Genomic DNA, 17,532 nt, shown 5'->3' with positions numbered 1-17,532 from the left:
GGTGACGGCAGATGCGCCGTCGGAGCCTGATCCTGTCCGCCATGGCGTTATCCGCCGTGTTGCTCACCTCCACCGCCGCGGACGCGGCACCCGGTGGCCACGTGCGGGACGACCAGCCGTTGCCCGGCTACACGATCGACAACCCGCCCCTGGAGCCCATGATCGTGGCGGGGCGGCCCAGCCGGGTGCTGCAGGGCGTGCACGGGCATGCGGCCTTCGACATCGAGGTACCGCCACGGTGGAACGGTGGTCTGCTGATGTGGGCCCACGGGTTCCGCGGCGACACCCGAGTGCTCACCGTGGACCCGCCCGGGTACGGGTTGCGGCGGCGGCTGCTGGATCAGGGCTATGCGTGGGCCGCGTCCTCCTACTACGCCAACGACTATGACGTGCGGGCCGGCGTGCTGAGCACCCGCGGCCTTGCCGATCACTTCGGGCGCGTGGTGGGCAAGCCACGGCGGACGTTCCTGGCGGGGGTGTCCATGGGGGGTCACGTCACGGTCCGTTCACTCGAGCAGTACCCGGGCTACTACGACGCGGCCCTGCCGATGTGCGGGGTGCTCGGCGACCACGAGCTGTTCGACTTCTTCCTCGACTACCACCTCGTCGCGCAGGATCTGGCGGACGTGCCCGCCTACCCGTTCCCTGCCGACTACGCCACCTCCGCCGTGCCGAAGATCCAGGAACGGCTTGGGCTGGCCGGCTCGGGTCCGGTGAATGAGCTCGGCGAGCAGTTCCGCGCCATCGTCGTCAATCTCGGCGGCGGCGAGCGCCCAGGGGCGCATGCCGCGTTCGCGTACTGGAAGGACTTCCTGTTCGGGCTCGCAGGGCCGGCCGGGGAAGGCACGCTGGCGCAGGAGCCGGGCAGGGTGGCGACGAACCTCGACACCAGCTACCGCCCGGACTCGCCGGTGAACGTCGACGCGAGCGTGCAGCGGGTGCCTCCCGAGGATCCGGTGGCGCGCAGGACGCATCGGTTGACCGCCGTGCCCGCCGTCTCCGGCAGGATCGACGTGCCCGTGCTCTCCTTACACAACCTGGGCGACAACTTCGTGCCGTTCTCCATGGAGCAGTACTACCGGGCCGACGTGTCCCGTCACGGGCGCGACGAGTTGCTGGTGCAGCGGGCGATCCGGGCGGTGGGGCACTGCGAGTTCAGCGACGCCGAGGCCGGGGCCGCGTGGGACGACCTGGTCAGATGGGAACGCGGCGGTCCGCGACCTGCGGGGGACGACGTGACCGATGCGGCCACGGTGTCGAACCCCGGCTACGGGTGCCGATTCACCGACCCGGACGCCTGGTCCACCGGCACCCGCCCGCTGTTCCCTGCCTGCCCGGCGCAGGAGGAAACGGGAGCATCGTTCCGTGCTCATCTCGACCCGGCACGGCCATCATCCCCTGGGGTGGCTGCGCGTCAGTGAGGAGGGCTGGCGAACATGGACGCCTCGAATTGAGTGGAGTGCGGCGATTTTGGCTGACCACGGCGATCGTGATCGACGCTCCCGATGAGCTGGGTCAGTCGCGGCTGCGCGGTGCGCCGTACCAGCGCCAGTTCGTCCGGCGGGGGCGATCAGGCGTCTCCATACGTCCGGTAGCCCACAGAAGGGTCGACCACGGAGTATCGGTGATGGGTACGTCGGGGAACAGCCGCGCAAGGGCTCGCTCGCTCAAGTCCTGTGGGGGCTCCCAGGCGCGCTGCATTCCCTGAGTGATGTCGTGGGTGTGGACGAGGATCTCGACGACGCCCATCGCGGCGAACCCCTCCGGATCGGAGGCGCCGAAAACGTGCGGGGCCAACGCGGTAGGGGCGGTGGTGTCGACGACGGTTGCGAGCAGTCCGCCGCAAGCCTCCAGAACGGTTAGGAGTCCCTCAGGTCCCGCCTCCTTGTCGCCGAAGATGACATTGGCCGGCCCTTCCGGCCGACCGCGGGAGATTCGCAGCGGCACGCGTGGCACGTCCATCGGCTTCGCGAGTCCGAACCGCAGAGCGTAGGTGAGCAGGTCGTCCGCGAGGTGTTCGAGGGTCTCCCAGCATGTCCACTCCAGGCCGCTGGCCCGGACATGCCATTGGGCCGCAGGGACGCCAGTGAGGCCGTTGACACAGTGGGCGACGGCCTGGCGTACGTGCTTCCCGCTCACCAGCATGTGCGGCTCTCCGGACTGCGGCATGCCGCAAGCCTAAAAGGCCGGGTCGGTAACCTGCGCCCATGCCGAATGGTGAAACGTGAACGTGCTTCCCGTGCGCGCGGGCGGTCGCCTCGACGCTCTCGCCGCACCACACGGTGCTTCAGTAGGTCCAGTCCGAGTCGCCCTCCGGTGTGACGCCGTGGGGCGAATTGCGGAGCGGTTCGCCGCTCTCCAGTGCGTGCGCGACGTCCTCGAGGAAGTCCACGTAGGAAGGCCAGGCCCAGCTGCCGGTGAAGGTCAGGCCTTCCTCGTGGTAGAAGCTGCCGACCCGGCCCTTGCCGTCGAGCACCAGGTTGTCGCCGCCGCCGTCCATGGCGAAGGGGATCGCGCTGCCGTGCCACCAGAACCCTTCGGGGCCGACGTACCCCTTGGGCTCCTTGGGGCTCGACGGCATCATGTCCTCGGACACGTCGCAGCTGACCTTCCAGTCGTTCACGATCACGCACGCTGAACGCCAGCCAGGTGCCGCGCAGATTGCCGGCGATCGCCCAGCGCACCCCGAGGCCGGCCCCGACGTGGCCGCGACTGCGGGGGGGGGGCTTGTCGTGCCGCACGTGGGTTCCTTCCGTCGAACGCTGCCTCCATCATGCCGTGCCCGGCGTCGTGATCGACGACGCCGTTTACCCAAGCGCTGCTGGGGCCGATCCAGTCATGGCCCCTGATCAGTTTCGGCTGGTCGTGGGGCGTCGGTCCGGCGGCGTTGGATGCGATCGTGGCGGGGCCAGTGCACGTCGGTGGCCCAGCCCAGCCGCTCGAACAGGCGGATCACGCCGGCCGTGAGGTCGAGCTGGCCGCGTTCCCGGCCGTGCCGGGCGGAGCTGGGGTCGCTGTGGTGGCCGTTGTGCCAGCTCTCCCCGAACGACAGCAGGGCCAGCGGCCACAGGTTGGTCGAGCGGTCATGGCGGCGGGTCGTGAACGGCCTGCTGCCGATCACATGGCACAACGAGTTGACGCTCCACGTGACGTGCTGCAAGAGCGCGACGCGGACCAGACCGGCCCACAGGAACGCGGTCAGCCCGCCGTAGAGGGTGCCGGTGATCGCCCAGCCGATCAGGAACGGCAGCGCCAGCGAGACGGCGCACAGCGCGGGGAAGGCGCGCCCCACCCGAACCATCGCCGGATCGGCCAGCAGGTCGGGAGCGTAGCGTTCGGCGGAGGTCCGGTCGTCGATGAACATCCAGCCGAGGTGGGCATGGGCAAGCCCCCGTAGCTGCCCGCGCAGGCCGGTGCCGTACCGGTAGGGGGAGTGCGGATCTCCTGGCCGGTCGGTGAAGGCGTGATGGCGACGATGGACCGCTACCCAGTCGATGACATTGCCCTGGAAGCTCATCGACCCGGCGATGCCCAGCGCTACCCGCAGCCACGGCCGTGCGGCGAAGGACCTGTGGGTGAGCAGCCGGTGGTATCCGATCGTCACGCCGAGCCCGGTCGCCACGTAGAAGGCCACGGCCATGAGCAGATCCGTGAGCGTGATGTGCCGCCCCCACCCCAGGAAGATCGCGATGCCGAGGGCGACGAACGGCAGGACCACAATGGCGGTCGTCAGTCCTGCTTGGGCCTTGCCGACCGGGGCGTCCTCCGCTGTTTCCGGGAACGGAGACGCGCCGTCATAGTCCGTTCGGCGATTCACCGGTTGTTTGGTCAGAGTCATGGGTCTCCTTCGTTTCGCTACACGGTCCGCCCGTGTACGTAGCACCAGCGCCAGGCCGACCCGGGCTCCAGCGCACTGACCACCGGGTGGTCGGTCTCCCAGTAGTGCTCCCTGGCGTGGCCTCCCGGTGAGTCGTCGGAGCAGGCCACCCAGCCGCATGTCAGGCACATCAGCAGGCGTTGCCAGGTCCAGCCGAGTGCCAGACAGGGTTGGCATTCGGGCACGCCGTGCTGCGCAGCCGGGAGCCGGTCGAGGTGATCGCAACGCGGTCGCTGGCCGTTCAGGCCGGGGCCTGTCGTCGCGTTCGCGCTCTCTGCGCACGGCGTCATCGCGGCCCTCTCCGGTGACGGCGGCGCGGGGTGCGCCGCCGGTCGTTCACCCAGTCAAGGTGCTCAGCGAGTTGCCGGAAACGGCCAATCCGAGCAAGCTCCATCACCTGGGGCGATGGCGAGCCGGATGATCGAGCCAGCCGAGTTGCCGGGCCAGCCGCCTGGCGCTGTCGAGGACGGCGGCGATATGGGGAGAGGGATTGGCCTCATGCCACAGGAGCGACCAGGGGTAGTGGACCGTGGGTTCGGTCAGAGGGCGCCAGCTGGTGCCCGGCAGGTTGGAGCTTCGCGAGGAGGCGGGAAGACAGAAGACGCAGCGGCGCGCGAGGACGAGGTCGGCGGCGGCACGGCTGCTCTCGACGGTCCCCTCGTAGAGGGTCGGTGTGAATCCGGCGGATTCACACATCTCCCCGATGAACTGGTTGAATTCCGGGCTCTGTGCTTCCTCTCCGAGGAGCAGGGGTTCGTCCGCGAGCGCGGCGACGGGGACGCGGTCCAGACCCGCGAGGCGGTGGTCGACCGGGATCAGCACACCGAACGGGTCGAGCCGGATCAGTTCCGTGGCCACGCCGGGAGGGGGCTGGGACGCGCGGCCGATCCCGACGTCAAGCCGTCCGTCGGCCAGTTGCCGGTACTGCTCGGGGGCGCCCGCCTCGACCTGGTGAATGGTTAGGTCGGGATGGTGGAGCTGCACGTGGCGCAGGATCTGGGGCATCGTGTCGTAGCCGGCGTCGATGATGCCGGCGCGAAGCGTGGGCGTGGAGGCGGCGGCGTTGCGTGCGGCCTGCCCGGCCCGGCTGACGTGGTCGAGGATCTGGCGGGCCTCGGCGAGGAAGGTGACGCCGGCAGGGGTGAGGTTCACATGGTGGCTGCTGCGATCCAGCAGCCGCACTCCCAGCTCGCGTTCCAGCCGCTGGATCTGCTGGCTCAGGGCGGACTGCACGATGTGCTCCCGGGCCGCCGCCCGGCCGAAGTGCAGTTCCTCGGCCAGCGTCACGAAATAACGCAGCTGACGTAACTCCATGGCCGCCACCCCTTCCCATGCTGGGCGGCGCGGATGCGGACCGACATCACCACTTTAGGATGGGTAGCTGAACAGCATATTGCCTGCCCAGTGGGGTGTAGCTGCGCGGGCTTGGCGACGTGTCGCGGTGGGATCCCGATGGCGCAGCCGAACGAGGTCCCGTCAATACGATCCGCGTCCGGCCGCTACCCTTGCTGCGGAGGCCCGAGTGTCCCGCCGATGTTTTCGGGGGCGTCGGCCACAATCTGAGAGCGAGACGAAACATGAGTAGTGCTCGCAAAACCGGTGACCAGGCCGCCACGGATCCCGTCCAGCGCAACAAGGCCGACCAACAGGCTGAGCACGCGGCCAACGCGCAGTGGCTCAAGGACAACCCGGTCGCAGTGCCACAGGTGGGCGCATGTCGCTGGGCCGTCTACGATAACGCCGGCCACCTGCGTGGTCACCTCGTCGGCGACGGTCCGACCCGCGATACCCGTTTCAAGGCGATCGCCGCGGAGGATGAGGAGATGCCCGACGACAGCGCGCCGGGCGCCTACGGCATCACCCTGCACGATGCCGGGGCGCATCTTCTCGACGGCCGCGGTGAGCGCGATGACCTCGACCAGGGGGAGAGCGCCTGAGCATCGTCGTACCGGTGCCGCGACTCTACGGCACCGGTACGGTCTTGTCCCCGGCCTTTTTGGAGATCGTCCGCCGGAATCTTCGACGAAGACTTGAGCCGGTCAGGCGGTCAAGTCACCGATGCGACCCCGTCCGCCCTGGGGTCGCTGGCCGCGGCCCGCCCTTCAGGGGTCAGTCGGGCTGTCTGGACGTGGCCCGCATCGTCGTGGAGTGCGGGAAACTCGGCGGGATGGGGCAGAGCGTGTGCGGCGGCCTGAATGTTTCGGACAACCAGAGCATCTCGCGCTCGAACGCCGGCCCCTCCTGCCCGCCGGAAGAGATCCTCCTTTTGGGACTTCTTGGTGCCATTGGGGAAAGGAGTTCATCTGGCCGAAACCTAAGGCGGGATCAGTCTGGGTAGAGTCCCGCCATCCTCGACAACGTTGATCCCTTCATCGGCACCGCGGCGACCGACCTGCCTTCAGCACGCGGTCTGGCCGCCACTTGGTGGTGGCCGAAACCCCAGGTGGGCAACACCCACCCCGGTGCTACGTCGCCGCTGGGCATGGTGTCGGCCTGCGCCTACTCCGGCGCGTACCCGACCGGGTACGGCCGGTACGCGAAGAACACCGAGGGTGTGCCTGAGGAGATGTTCGAGCAGCTACAGGCATCCGGGTTCACCCATTTCCAGCAGTCCGGCACCGGCGCGATCCGCAAGTACTACAACTACGTTCGGGTCACCCCGATGGTGCAGCCGCTGGACGTGCTCGGGGAGGCTTGGCGGCTGCACGACGAGGTGGCGGAGGCGGGCTACTACGCGGCCACCCTGGACACCGGGATTCGCTGCGAGCTCACCGTGGGCACGAAGGTCGCCGTGCATCGGTACACCTTTCCTGAGCACAGCAGCGCCCGCGTAGTGGTCGACCTGTCCTGCGGTGGCCTGGCCATCGAGCTCGGCCAGACCGTGCCGTTGCGGGCACAGGTGGAGAGCCACGGCCACGGCCGAGCCCAGGGCACGGTGGTGATGGAGGGTGTCCCGCTGTCGGTGTACCTGGACGTCGACAGCCCTGGCTGGCGGCAGATGCTCTGGTACGACCGGCGGCTCATCGACGGCGGCACTCGCCTGGACTTCGACAGCATCCGGCACACCACGCTGCGACCTTTCGGCATGCTGTTCATGGGCCCGGCCGTAGCGGGGCAGACCATCGAGGTGCGGCTCGGGTTCTCGCTGCGCGGGTGCGAGCAGGCGCGGCAGAACCTGGAGCGCGAGTGCGGGCACGGGCAGCCGGCGTTCGACGTGGTACGTTCCCGGACCCAGGCCCGCTGGCGCGAGCACCTCGACCGTGTCCAGGTCGAGGGTGGCACGCCCGCACGCCGCACCGTGTTCGGGACAGCGCTCTACCATGCGCTGATCAAGCCGTGCATCGCCGACGACGAAAGCCCGTTCTGGCCGACCGCCGGACCGTTCGCGTTCGACGTCTGCACCATGTGGGACATCTACAAGACACAGCTGCCGCTGCTCGCGGCCATCGTCCCGGACCGATTCGAGGACCTGCTGGAGTCGCTGATCCGGGTCTGCGAGGAGGAAGGCAACTTCCCCGTCGGGTACCGGATGTCCCGCGGCGCCGACCGGTTCTTCCGCCAGGCCAGCGCCCTCGTCCACACCGCGCTGGCGGACGCCCACGCTCTCGGCCGGGCGGACCTGGACTGGAGCTGGGCGCTCGTGCACATGGTCGGTGACCTGCGTCGCCTGTACGGCGAAGACTTCTTCGAGCACGGAGTCGTGCACCCGATCACCCATACCCTCGACCTCGCCTACGGCCACCACTGCACGGCACAGGTCGCCCGGGCGCTGAACGACCGGCGCCTGGCCGACGATCTCGAGGACCGCAGCCGCCAGTGGTCCAACGCCTTCGACCCGAGCACGGGACTGCTGCGCGACTCGGAGTTCTACGAGGGCGGCAAGTGGAACTACTCGTTCCGGTTGCTGCACGACATGGCCGCGAGGATCGCCCTGGCCGGCGGTGACAAGGACTTCATCGACAAGCTGGACAGGTTCTTCGGCTTCGACGCCGCACCGGTGACGCAGCCCGGCCGGCGCCCGCAGGCGGCGGAGATGGCGGCCGGATACGCCCTGAACCGGTTCGAGGGGTTGAACAACGAGCCCGACATGGAGGCGCCGTGGGCGTACCACTACGCGGGCCGGCCCGACCGCACGGCCGAGGTGGTACACGCGGCGCTGACCTGGCAGTTCGGCACCGGACCCGGCGGGCTGCCCGGTAATGACGACTCCGGCGGCCTGAGCTCGTGGTACGTCTGGGCGTCGCTGGGGCTGTTCCCGATCGCGGGGCAGAACCTGTTCCTGGTCAACGCGCCCGCGTTCGCCCGGGCCGTGCTCCGGGCCGGTGGCAACGAGTTCGTCATCGAGACCAGCGGGCACCGCGAGACGCCGATCGGCGTCGACGGCATCGATCGTGACGCACCGGCGCAGTACGTCCAGTCGGCGACCCTCAACGGCAAACCCCTGCACGCAACGCACCTGAGCGCCGCCACCGTGCACCGTGGCGGCCGGTTGCACCTGCGGCTGGGCCCGGAGCCGTCAGAGTGGGGGCGCGGGATCCGCCCGCCGTCCCTGTCCGATCCGCCCGCGACACCGGAGGAAGCGCGATGACCCATACCAGTCGCCGTCTTGTCATCGTGGTCAGAGCTGACCCCGTCATCTGTGGTCACTCCGGCGAAGCCCGTAACCTCGCCGAGGTGGCGCTGACCCGCGGGTTCTCCGACGTACGGCTGTTGACCTGGCCGATTCCGACGCTGCAGGCGGTCGGACTGCCGCTCAAGCCGCTGGACCGGCTGCTGCCGTACAGCGCCGGGATCACCGTGGAGCGGCCGGAGGCCGTCGGGGACTACCGGGTGCCGGACGGGCGCCACCAGGCCGGCCTCACCGGCCGCCTCGTCGAGCTGCTCGCCGAACCGATCCCTACGACCTGCCTGTCCATGTACCTCTCTCCGCACACGTCGGTGGTCGTGGACGCGGTCGCAGCGGCGCGCGCGGCCGGGTTCGCGCCGAACGTCCACACCGTCGCGAAAGCAGTCGGCTCCGACGTGACCAACGTGATCAAGTCGTGCCTGCGGGAAGGCCGGTTCGGCGCGGCGACCGTGCTGTTCACCACGTTCCTGGCCAACGACGAGGTCGTCGCGGTCTCCGAGTACACCCGACAGGAGATCCTTGCCTCGGCCGAGCAGGTGGACGCTCAGTGCGGCACCACGTTCGCGGAACAATGCCGGCGCCGCGTGACCATCAGCTACCCGCCGATCGACTCCGCCGCCTTCCTCGACCTGGATCCGGCAGACGTGGACGCGGCACTCGCGCAACGCGGTCTGGAGCGTGACAGGTACATCCTGTTCCTGTCCCGGGTGACTCCGGCCAAGGGGATCTACGACCTGGTGTCCGCCTTCGGGCAGATGCGCTGCCGGTCGCGCGTGAAACTGGTCGTCGCCGGCACCGGGCCGGTGCTGGAGCACGTACGGGCGATGGCCGCGGGGGACGACCGGGTGGTCTTCCTCACCGATGTCGACGACCACGAGAAGCCGCTGCTCATGCGCGGATGTGCGGCCTACGCCCTGCCCACCAAGCCCGAGCCCGACTTCGTCGAGACGTTCGGCATCGCCCTGGCCGAGAAGATGCTGGCCGGCGGCGGACCGATCATCACCACCATGACGGGCGGGACCCTTGAGGCGGTCGGCGACACTGCCGTCATCGTCGAGCCGGGGGACATCGCCGGTCTGGCCGCGGTCGTGGACCGGGTGGTCCTGGACATGCCCGCCGCGGAGCGGCAGGACCTGGAGCTTCGCGCCCGCGCCCGCGCGATGTCCTTCGACCGGGTCGCGGTGTTCGACAGCCTCTTCCCGCGGAAGGCGCCCGCCTTTGGGGTTCGCTGACCGGCAGGCGCTCTGTGGGGCCGGCTGGGCGGCGCGCTCAGCTGACCGGCACTGGTCGGCTTCTGGCCGGGCGCGCTCTCACACTGAGGCCGCCTGCTCGTTCTGGACGATTTCCCGCAGCCTGTAGTGCTGCAGCTTGCCGTTCGCGTTGCGCGGCAGGGAGTCGCAGAACCGCACGTCGCGCGGGTACTTGAACGGGGCCAGGACCTGCTTGACGTGGTCCTGAATCTCCTTGGCCTTGGCGGCGTCGCCGCTCGCCCCCTCGCGGAGCACGACGAAGGCGCAGACCACCGAGCCGCGCTCGGCGTCGGGCCGGCCGACGACGGCGGACTCGATCACGTCGGGGTGGGTGTCGATCGCCGCTTCGACCTCCGGCCCGCCGATGTTGTAGCCCGAAGAGACGATCATGTTGTCGCTGCGTGCGTGATAGTAGAAGTAACCGGCCTCGTCCCTGGAGAAGATGTCGCCGGTGACATTCCAGCCGTTGAGGACATAGTTCTTCTGACGTACGTCGTCGAGGTAGCGGCAGCCGACGGGGCCGATCACACCCAGCAGTCCCGGCTCGCCGGGACCGAGCTCCGAGCCGTCGGGGGCGAGGACGGCGGCGCGGTAACCCGGCACGGGCTTCCCCGTGGCGCCGGGGCGTACGTCGTCACCGGCGGCCGAGATGAAGATGTGCAACATCTCGGTGGCGCCGATGCCGTCGATGACCCTGAGGCCGAGCCGGTCTCGTAGCTGCTCCCACGTGTCCTGAGGGATGTGCTCGCCTGCCGAGACCGCGGTCCGCAGCCCGGCGAGCCGCTGTTCCCTGCCTTCTCGCAGGATCGCCTTGTAGGCCGTGGGCGCCGTCGCGAGAACGGTGACGCCCTCCCGCTGGACGATCTCCGCGAGCTGCGGCGGGGTGGCGGCCTCGGTCAGCAGGGCGCAGGCGCCCGCTCGCAGCGGGAATACGACGAGCATGCCGAGGCCGAAGGTGAAGGCCAAGGGGGCGGAGCAGGCGACGACGTCGTCCGGGACCAGCTTCAGCGCATGGCGGCCGAAGGTGTTGTCGATGGACAGGAGGTCGCGGTGGAAATGCATGGTGATCTTTGGGGCGCCGGTGGTGCCGGAGGTCGGTCCGAGGAGCGCCACGTCATCAGCGGCGGTGTCTACGGCGGTGAACTCGCCCGGCTTGGCGGCGGCGCGGATGATGAGATCCTCCCGGACAGTGCCGCCGTATTCGATGACGGTCAGCGACGGCAGGACGGTGTCGCGGAGGGTGTGGACGTCTTCGGCGCACCGGTGGTCGACCAGTGCGATCGAGGGCCTGGTCCGTTCCACGATGGGGGCGAGCTCGCGAGCACGCAACGCGGCCATCGTGGTCACGACGACGCCGCCTGCTTTGAGCACGCCGAGCCAGGCAGCGACCGTCCACGGGGTGTTGGGCGAGCGCAGCATGACGCGCTGGCCCGGAACCAGTCCGAGGTCCTCGGTGAGCACGTGGGCGACTTGATTGGCCCGGGTCCGCAGCTCGCCGTAGGACCAGGTCTCTCCGCCCGGTGTCCGCAGCGCCGGCCGCTCGGCCCCGTACGTCGCGACGGGGACGTCGATGAGCTCGGCGGCGGCGTTGAGACGGGCCGGATACCGCAGCTCCGGCGTGGTGAACTCGATCGTCGGCCACAGATGGGCGGGGGGCAGGTGGTCGCGAGCAAAGGTGTCCAGGTGTGCTGAGGCCGAAGGATGCAACGGGGGATTCCTTCCAGAAGAACCGCCGAGCGGGGTCGGCGGGTCAGGCGGTGCGGGGGATCACCGGTCCAACCAGTCGCGCAGGTCGGCGTCCGCGACATCGGGCAGGTTGACCACGATGTTCTCCGGCGTCCGGGTGGTCATCCACACCAGCGGCTTGGTGCGCGAGAGGTTGCACTCGACGTGCGGCATGTACGGCGGTACGAAGACCCAGTCGCCCACTTCCATGTCGACGTAGTCCTCGAACTTCTCGCCGAAGTAGATGCGCGCCCGGCCCGACAGGACGTAGCCGCCGGTCTCGGCCTCGCCGTGATGGTGGGACACCGAGCGGTAGCCGGGCTCGTTGCTGACCTTGCCGAACCAGAGCCGGGTGGCGGGGGTGTGCTGGATGCTGACGCCGGAGACACGGACGGCGCCGCCTGAGTCGGCGGTGTTGATGTCCTCGTGACCGCCGCGAGTCACCACCGGGGCGACGAGACCGCTGGGCAGCCGGTACATCGAGTTGTCGCCGTCGAGGCGGTACTTGCTGAGGTCGGGCTCCATGAGGCCGGCTCCCTTTCGGTCGCTGTGGTCGGCTGGATACTTATCTCGTATTTTTCACGGTCGTCATGAATTGTCAATGAAGTGCGTGGCGTTCAGCACAAAGAAGCGAGCCAGGAGGCCGGCCATGGACGGCTCCGGTCCTCGTCCCGGGGAGCGTGCACGACCACGTAGCGCCCTGTCGCGGCCCGCCGCCGGGGGCGTCCGTCGAACTCCTCCCCCCAGACCTCGAAGCGGAAGGTCATGGAGGACGTGCCGACGGCTTCGACGTTCAGCATGACGGTGACCTGCTGGCCGAAGAACAGGCGTTGCTCGAAGTCGACCTCGTAGCGCACCCGAGGCGCGTTGCCGAAGTAATCGGTGATCCCGCGCTCGCGCATCAACGCGGCCTCGGCCGCCTCCACGAACCTGGTCACAGCCGTGTTGTGGTGGTGTCCTGAGGCGTCGGTGTCGCTCCATTCGACCCGCGCCACATGTTCGACGGCGGCCTTGCCGGTCACGCCCGGTCGCCGGTCGGCGAGGGAGAGGCCGTGGTCAGGACACACGGATGACCCCTTCCTGCGCGACCGTGGCGAGGTGGCGTTCTTGGCGGTCGAAGAAGCGGCCAAGTCCCAGACCACGGCCGTTCTGGGCCGCATCGGCCTCCTGGGCGTAGAGCAGCCAGTCGTCCATCGTGGCGGGGCGGTGGAACCACATGGCGTGGTCGAGGCTGGCGGTGGTGAGCCCCGGGCGGGCCCACGGCAGGTCGAGGACGCGCAGGATCGGCTCCAGGATGGTGTAGTCGCAGACGTAGGCGAGGGCGGCCAGGTCGCGTGCGCGTGAGGTGAGCCCTTCGACGGGTCGGAGCGGGTCGAAGGGCCGGACCCAGATCGCCTGGTGCGGGACCGGGTCGCCGTCCACCTGGAGATAGACCGGGCCGGGCACGTGCCGCATGTCGAAGCCGCGGCCCGACGACCAGTACTCCTTCGACTCCTTCGTCATGGTGCCGCCCGCCTCCGTACCCGGATCGGTCGCGTCCAGGTAGGCGGCGCTGGTCGGCAGCGCGTCGGGATCGGGGAGGCCTTCCGGCGCGGTCGCGGCGTGCTCGCCCCCTTGCTCCACGGCGTGGAAGGAAGCCATCGCGATGTACGCGAGCTTGCCGCCGGAATACCCCCGGACGTGCCGCGTGGAGTAGCTCCGCCCGTCCCTGAGGCGTTCGATCTCGTAGCGGATCTCGGCGCTGACCTCGACAGGGCGCATGAAGTAACTGTGCAGCGAATGCAGGGTCCTGTCGTCGCTGACCGAACGCATCACCGCGGCTGCGGCCTGCGCGACGAGGTCGCCTCCGTACGCCTTGGGCCAGGGGCAGTCCTGCGACCTGGCGACGTAGGCCTCGTCGAAGTGCTCCGGAGCCGTCGGGGTGAGGCTGAGCGCCGCCGTCACGATCTCCGAGGTGGGGCTCATGGATGTGGCTGTCCCTTCAGATCGATGGTCCGCGGATGCGGAACGGGTGAACCAGCGCGAATATATCGTATTCTTCGCGATCGTCAGATAATGTCAATATGCACACCGAGTCGAGGAGGACCGCCGTGAAGCCCATCGCCGTCAATCCCGCAGCCCTTCCGGCGCCGAGCGGCTACTCGCATGGCACGCTGCACGGGAACACGCTCTACCTGGGCGGCCAGACCGCGCTGGACAAGGACATGCGCATCGTGGACGGGGGCATCGTCGCCCAGTTCCGGCAGGCGTTCGGCAATCTGCTGACCACGTTGCGCGAGGCGGGCGGAGAGCCCGAGGACCTGGTCAGCATCACGATCTACCTCACCGACATCGCCGACTACCAGGCGCACGGCAGGGAGATCGGCAAGGTCTGGCGGGAGCTGGCCGGGCCTGTCTACCCGGCCATGGCCGGCATCGGATGCACCGAGCTGTGGCAACCGGAGGCCATGATCGAAATCCTCGGCACCGCGGTGATTCCTGACGAGAGGCTGAAGGTTCCCCAGGAGTGAGGTGCCGATCAGGTGTGGGACATGGAGCAGTCGGCCTCTAGAAATTACGCTTAATTGACGATCGTTCAGAAAACGCGATAACTTGGGAGTCCGGCCCGTCGTCACAAGAGGAGGACATCGTGCGGATTGCGGTCATCGGGGGAGGCCCTGGCGGCCTGTACTTCTCCGTGCTGGCCAAGCAGCTGGGACCGGGACATGAGATCACCGTCTGGGAGCGCAACGCCCAGGACGACACCTTCGGATTCGGTGTGGTGTTCTCCGATGAGACCCTCGGCGGGATCGAGCACGCCGATCCCGGTATCTACCGCCGGATGGAGGCGGAGTTCGCCCGCTGGGACGACATCGACGTCCACTACCGGGGACAGGTGCTCACCAGCGGCGGTCACGCCTTCGCGGCGCTGAGCCGCAAGCGCCTGCTGGAGATCATGCAGCAGCGCTGCCGGGAGCTCGGCGTCACGATCCACTTCCTCACCGACGCGCCGGACGTGTCCCAGCTCGCGGCGACCCACGACCTGGTGGTCGCCGCCGACGGGGTGAATTCGGCCGTCCGCTCGAAGTACGCCGACTCCTTCCACCCCGACCTGGAGCAGCGGGCCTGCAAATACATGTGGCTCGGCACCGACAAGGTGTTCGACGCCTTCAAGTTCTACGTCGTCGAAACGCCGTACGGCGTGATGCAGGGGCACGGCTACCCCTTCGACGCCCACGGCAGCACCTTCATCGTCGAGATGCACGAGGACGTCTGGCGCCGGGCCGGATTCGACGCCCTCGCCGCCCGCCCGTTCGCTCCCGGCGAGTCCGACGAGAGGTCCATCGAGCGGGTCAAGGAGATCTTCGCCGAGGAGCTGGGCGGCTGCTCGCTGCTCGCCAACAACAGCAAGTGGATCAACTTCACCACTGTCCGGAACGACAGCTGGCGCCACGAGAACATCGTGCTCCTCGGCGACGCCGCGCACACCGCCCACTTCTCCATCGGCTCGGGAACCAAACTGGCCATGGAGGACGCCCTCAGCCTGGCGGCATGCCTGCACGAGCAGCCCACCCTCGACGAGGCGCTCACCGCGTACGAGAGCGAGCGCAAGTCCGTCGTCCGGTCGACCCAGCGGGCGGCGCAGGCGAGCCTGGAATGGTTCGAGAACCTCGGGCAGTACGTCGGCCAGGAGCCCGAGCAGTTCGCGTTCAACATCATGACCCGCAGCCGCCGGGTCACCTACGACAACCTGCGGCTGCGCGACCCCGAGTTCGTGGCCCGCGTCGACGCCTGGTTCGCCGGCCGGCAGCCGCACCGCGCGGGAGACGGGTCCGGGACGCCGCCGATGTTCCACCCCTTGTGGCTCGGCGAGCTGGAGCTCCCCAACAGGGTCGTGGTGTCGCCGATGGACATGTACCGGGCCGTCGACGGCATGCCGAACGACTTCCACTTCGTCCACCTGGGAGGCAAGGCACTCGGCGGCGCCGGGCTGGTCATGACCGAGATGGTCTGCGTCTCCGAGACCGGCCGCATCACGCCCGGCTGCACGGGCATCTGGAACGACGAGCAGGCGGCGGCGTGGCGCCGGCTCACCGACTTCGTGCATCGCGAGAGCGCGGCGAAGGTCGGCATCCAGGTGGGCCATTCCGGGCGCAAGGGCTCCACGCGCCTCATGTGGGAGGGGATCGACCAGCCGCTGCCCGACGGCAACTGGGAGGTCGTCGCGCCGTCCGCGCTTGCGTACAAGGAAGGGGTCAACCAGGTGCCCCGTGAGCTCACCCGCGCGGACATGGAGGAGATCAAGCGGCAGTTCACCGACGCGGCGCGGCATGCCGACGACGCCGGTTTCGACCTGCTGGAGCTGCACTGTGCGCATGGCTACCTGCTGTCGTCCTTCATCTCCCCGCTGACCAACCGCCGCGCCGACGAGTACGGCGGCGACCTCGCAGGCCGGCTCCGCTACCCACTCGAGGTCTTCCGCGCGATGCGCCGGGTCTGGCCGCGGCACAAGCCGATGACCGTGCGCATCTCGGCCACCGACTGGGTCGAGGACGGCATCACCGGCGACGACGCCGTGGAGATCGCGCGCGCGTTCGCCGACGCCGGCGCGGCGGCCATCGACGTGTCCACGGGCCAGGTCACACCGGAGGAGAAGCCGGCCTTCGGCCGGTCGTATCAGACGCCGTACGCCGACAAGATCCGCAACGAGGTTGGCATCCCGACCATCGCGGTCGGCGTGATCTCCTCCTACGACGACGTCAACTCGATCATCCTGGGGGGCCGGGCCGATCTGTGCGCCCTAGGCCGGGTCCACCTCTACGATCCCAGCTGGACGCTGCACGCGGCGGTGGAGCAGGACTACGCCGGGCCGGGTGCCGCGTGGCCCGACTCATGGCGGGCGGGCCGCCGCAAGCCGCAGACGGGCCGGACCGACGGACCCAAGCCACGGCTGCAGCTCATCCGCGAGGGCGCGGCCACCACCCGGCACGCCCGATGGAGGCCCGAGCGCTGAACGGCGGCCCGCGACGTCAGGGCGTCTTTGTGTCGACCGTCAAAATCTCGCACCATTGAAGGGGGCGGGCTCTGGCGAGTCGGTACGATGAAGACCGTTTGATGCCGGGTAGGGAGCACGCCATCCGCCGGAGTGCGTCCGTGAGCGCGCAAGAGGTGCACCATGGTGGCCAACGAAGACGACGAAGCCAATGGAAAGGGCCAGAAGCCCCGTGCTCTGATCGTCACCGTCTACGGCCTCTACGCACGCGAAGTCGGCGGCTGGATGAGCGTCGCCTCGGTCATCAAGCTGCTCGCCCGGTGCGGCGTGGACGCGCCGTCCGTGCGTTCGGCGATCTTCCGTCTCAAGCGGCGTGGTCTCCTGGCCGCCGCCAAGGTCGACGGGACGGCCGGATACGCGCTCACCGAGGAGGCCTACCAGATCCTGCGCGAAGGTGACCGGCGCATCTTCGAGCGGCGACGGGCCACCTCCAGTGAAGGGTGGCTGCTGGCCATCTTCAGCGTGCCCGAGACCGAACGGGACAAGCGGCACCAGTTGCGCTCCCGGCTGTCCTGGCTCGGATTCGGCACGGTTGCCGCGGGAGTCTGGATCGCGCCCGCCCATCTGCTCGAGGAGACGCGAGACGCCCTCGAGCGCTACGGGCTGAGTGCTTACGTCAATCTCTTCCAGGCCCGCCATCTGGCGTTCACCGACATCAGGGAGCAGATTCCGGGCTGGTGGGACCTGTCTCGCCTGCAGCGCCTCTATGACGAGTTCCTCGATCAGTACGGCCCCGTGCTGGACCGTTATCGCGATCGTAAGGCCCTGGATCCGGCCCAGGCGTTCGCGGACCACGTCAGCGCCCTCACAGACTGGCGCCGGCTGCCGTACTCCGACCCGGGCCTTCCCGCCGAGGTGCTGCCCCCGGACTGGAACGGCGTCAAAGCCGCCGAGACCTTCTTCGAGCTGCACGATCGGCTGGCCAAGCCGGCCCACCGGTTCATCGAAACCGTACTGAAGGACGCGTAAGCCGCTTCCGTCGTGCTGGGCGCATGCCATGTGACCAGCGCGAGCTTCGCCA

General features: G+C 68.9%; 16 protein-coding genes. 7 read left to right on the top strand and 9 right to left on the bottom strand.

Annotated features, from left to right (window positions below):
- Positions 1-11: 11 nt before the first annotated feature.
- A complete protein-coding gene (locus tag ACTWPT_RS40395) occupies positions 12-1,421 on the top strand; it encodes an alpha/beta hydrolase family protein (RefSeq protein ID WP_443182811.1) in 1,410 nt (469 codons plus the stop codon).
- Between the two features lie 94 nt (positions 1,422-1,515).
- On the opposite strand, the gene ACTWPT_RS40390 is transcribed toward ACTWPT_RS40395, so the two are convergent.
- From ACTWPT_RS40390 to ACTWPT_RS40370, 5 genes are all read right to left on the bottom strand, one after another.
- Entirely contained in the window at positions 1,516-2,169 is a 654-nt protein-coding gene (locus ACTWPT_RS40390; RefSeq protein ID WP_443182810.1) for a hypothetical protein, read from the bottom strand.
- Positions 2,170-2,287: 118 nt separating this feature from the next.
- Positions 2,288-2,623, bottom strand: a complete 336-nt coding sequence (locus ACTWPT_RS40385; RefSeq protein ID WP_443182809.1) for a hypothetical protein — start codon at positions 2,621-2,623, stop codon at positions 2,288-2,290.
- A 213-nt stretch (positions 2,624-2,836) separates the two neighbouring features.
- The gene (locus tag ACTWPT_RS40380) at positions 2,837-3,838 is read right to left on the bottom strand and encodes an acyl-CoA desaturase (RefSeq protein WP_443182808.1); all 1,002 of its coding nucleotides are present in this window, start codon (positions 3,836-3,838) and stop codon (positions 2,837-2,839) included.
- A 17-nt stretch (positions 3,839-3,855) separates the two neighbouring features.
- The gene (locus ACTWPT_RS40375; RefSeq protein ID WP_443182807.1) at positions 3,856-4,062 is read right to left on the bottom strand and encodes a UBP-type zinc finger domain-containing protein; all 207 of its coding nucleotides are present in this window, start codon (positions 4,060-4,062) and stop codon (positions 3,856-3,858) included.
- 208 nt (positions 4,063-4,270) lie between these two features.
- Positions 4,271-5,191, bottom strand: a complete 921-nt coding sequence (locus ACTWPT_RS40370) for a LysR family transcriptional regulator (RefSeq protein WP_443182806.1) — start codon at positions 5,189-5,191, stop codon at positions 4,271-4,273.
- A 263-nt stretch (positions 5,192-5,454) separates the two neighbouring features.
- On the opposite strand from ACTWPT_RS40370, the gene ACTWPT_RS40365 reads away from it, so the two are divergent.
- The 3 genes from ACTWPT_RS40365 (at position 5,455) to ACTWPT_RS40355 (ending at position 9,736) form a co-directional block, all read left to right on the top strand.
- Complete coding sequence (locus ACTWPT_RS40365) at positions 5,455-5,814, top strand: hypothetical protein (RefSeq protein ID WP_443182805.1); 360 nt, start codon at positions 5,455-5,457, stop codon at positions 5,812-5,814.
- A gap of 410 nt (positions 5,815-6,224) precedes the next feature.
- Complete coding sequence (locus ACTWPT_RS40360) at positions 6,225-8,465, top strand: GH92 family glycosyl hydrolase (protein WP_443182856.1); 2,241 nt, start codon at positions 6,225-6,227, stop codon at positions 8,463-8,465.
- Entirely contained in the window at positions 8,462-9,736 is a 1,275-nt protein-coding gene (locus ACTWPT_RS40355; protein WP_443182804.1) for a glycosyltransferase, read from the top strand. Before ACTWPT_RS40360 ends, ACTWPT_RS40355 begins: the two co-directional genes overlap by 4 nt.
- A gap of 78 nt (positions 9,737-9,814) precedes the next feature.
- On the opposite strand, the gene ACTWPT_RS40350 is transcribed toward ACTWPT_RS40355, so the two are convergent.
- The 4 genes from ACTWPT_RS40350 to ACTWPT_RS40335 all read right to left on the bottom strand — a co-directional run bounded on the left by ACTWPT_RS40350 (position 9,815) and on the right by ACTWPT_RS40335 (position 13,444).
- Positions 9,815-11,461: an AMP-binding protein gene (locus tag ACTWPT_RS40350; protein WP_443182803.1), complete on the bottom strand. Its 1,647-nt coding sequence runs from the start codon at positions 11,459-11,461 to the stop codon at positions 9,815-9,817.
- Positions 11,462-11,521: 60 nt separating this feature from the next.
- Complete coding sequence (locus tag ACTWPT_RS40345) at positions 11,522-12,004, bottom strand: cupin domain-containing protein (RefSeq protein WP_443182802.1); 483 nt, start codon at positions 12,002-12,004, stop codon at positions 11,522-11,524.
- Between the two features lie 92 nt (positions 12,005-12,096).
- On the bottom strand, positions 12,097-12,546 hold the full coding sequence (locus ACTWPT_RS40340) for an acyl-CoA thioesterase (protein WP_443182801.1): 450 nt from the start codon (positions 12,544-12,546) through the stop codon (positions 12,097-12,099).
- Positions 12,536-13,444, bottom strand: coding sequence for an acyl-CoA thioesterase (locus tag ACTWPT_RS40335; RefSeq protein WP_443182800.1), 909 nt, complete (start codon positions 13,442-13,444; stop codon positions 12,536-12,538). The genes ACTWPT_RS40340 and ACTWPT_RS40335 overlap by 11 nt, the downstream gene beginning before the upstream one ends.
- A 125-nt stretch (positions 13,445-13,569) precedes the next feature.
- On the opposite strand from ACTWPT_RS40335, the gene ACTWPT_RS40330 reads away from it, so the two are divergent.
- The 3 genes from ACTWPT_RS40330 (at position 13,570) to ACTWPT_RS40320 (ending at position 17,480) form a co-directional block, all read left to right on the top strand.
- On the top strand, positions 13,570-13,989 hold the full coding sequence (locus ACTWPT_RS40330; protein ID WP_443182799.1) for a RidA family protein: 420 nt from the start codon (positions 13,570-13,572) through the stop codon (positions 13,987-13,989).
- Positions 13,990-14,108: 119 nt separating this feature from the next.
- Positions 14,109-16,472 carry a bifunctional salicylyl-CoA 5-hydroxylase/oxidoreductase gene (locus tag ACTWPT_RS40325; protein ID WP_443182798.1) on the top strand — a complete coding sequence of 788 codons (2,364 nt, stop codon included), beginning with the start codon at positions 14,109-14,111 and terminating at the stop codon, positions 16,470-16,472.
- Between the two features lie 162 nt (positions 16,473-16,634).
- Positions 16,635-17,480, top strand: coding sequence for a PaaX family transcriptional regulator (locus ACTWPT_RS40320; RefSeq protein WP_443182797.1), 846 nt, complete (start codon positions 16,635-16,637; stop codon positions 17,478-17,480).
- Positions 17,481-17,532 lie beyond the last annotated feature (52 nt).

This window comes from Nonomuraea sp. 3N208, from assembly GCF_052245935.1.
Taxonomy (GTDB): domain Bacteria; phylum Actinomycetota; class Actinomycetes; order Streptosporangiales; family Streptosporangiaceae; genus Nonomuraea.
Note: the sequence above shows the minus strand (reverse complement) of the source record. Positions and strands in the feature narration are given on the sequence as shown.

What these genes read in the sequence shown, in the direction of transcription:
- ACTWPT_RS40320 (WP_443182797.1), top strand. Translation starts at nt 16,635, where the DNA reads ATGGTGGCCAACGAAGACGACGAAGCCAATGGAAAGGGCCAGAAGCCC.
- ACTWPT_RS40370 (WP_443182806.1), bottom strand. Translation starts at nt 5,191, where the DNA reads ATGGAGTTACGTCAGCTGCGTTATTTCGTGACGCTGGCCGAGGAACTG.
- ACTWPT_RS40395 (WP_443182811.1), top strand. Translation starts at nt 12, where the DNA reads ATGCGCCGTCGGAGCCTGATCCTGTCCGCCATGGCGTTATCCGCCGTG.
- ACTWPT_RS40355 (WP_443182804.1), top strand. Translation starts at nt 8,462, where the DNA reads ATGACCCATACCAGTCGCCGTCTTGTCATCGTGGTCAGAGCTGACCCC.
- ACTWPT_RS40390 (WP_443182810.1), bottom strand. Translation starts at nt 2,169, where the DNA reads ATGCCGCAGTCCGGAGAGCCGCACATGCTGGTGAGCGGGAAGCACGTA.
- ACTWPT_RS40335 (WP_443182800.1), bottom strand. Translation starts at nt 13,444, where the DNA reads ATGAGCCCCACCTCGGAGATCGTGACGGCGGCGCTCAGCCTCACCCCG.
- ACTWPT_RS40345 (WP_443182802.1), bottom strand. Translation starts at nt 12,004, where the DNA reads ATGGAGCCCGACCTCAGCAAGTACCGCCTCGACGGCGACAACTCGATG.
- ACTWPT_RS40380 (WP_443182808.1), bottom strand. Translation starts at nt 3,838, where the DNA reads ATGACTCTGACCAAACAACCGGTGAATCGCCGAACGGACTATGACGGC.
- ACTWPT_RS40365 (WP_443182805.1), top strand. Translation starts at nt 5,455, where the DNA reads ATGAGTAGTGCTCGCAAAACCGGTGACCAGGCCGCCACGGATCCCGTC.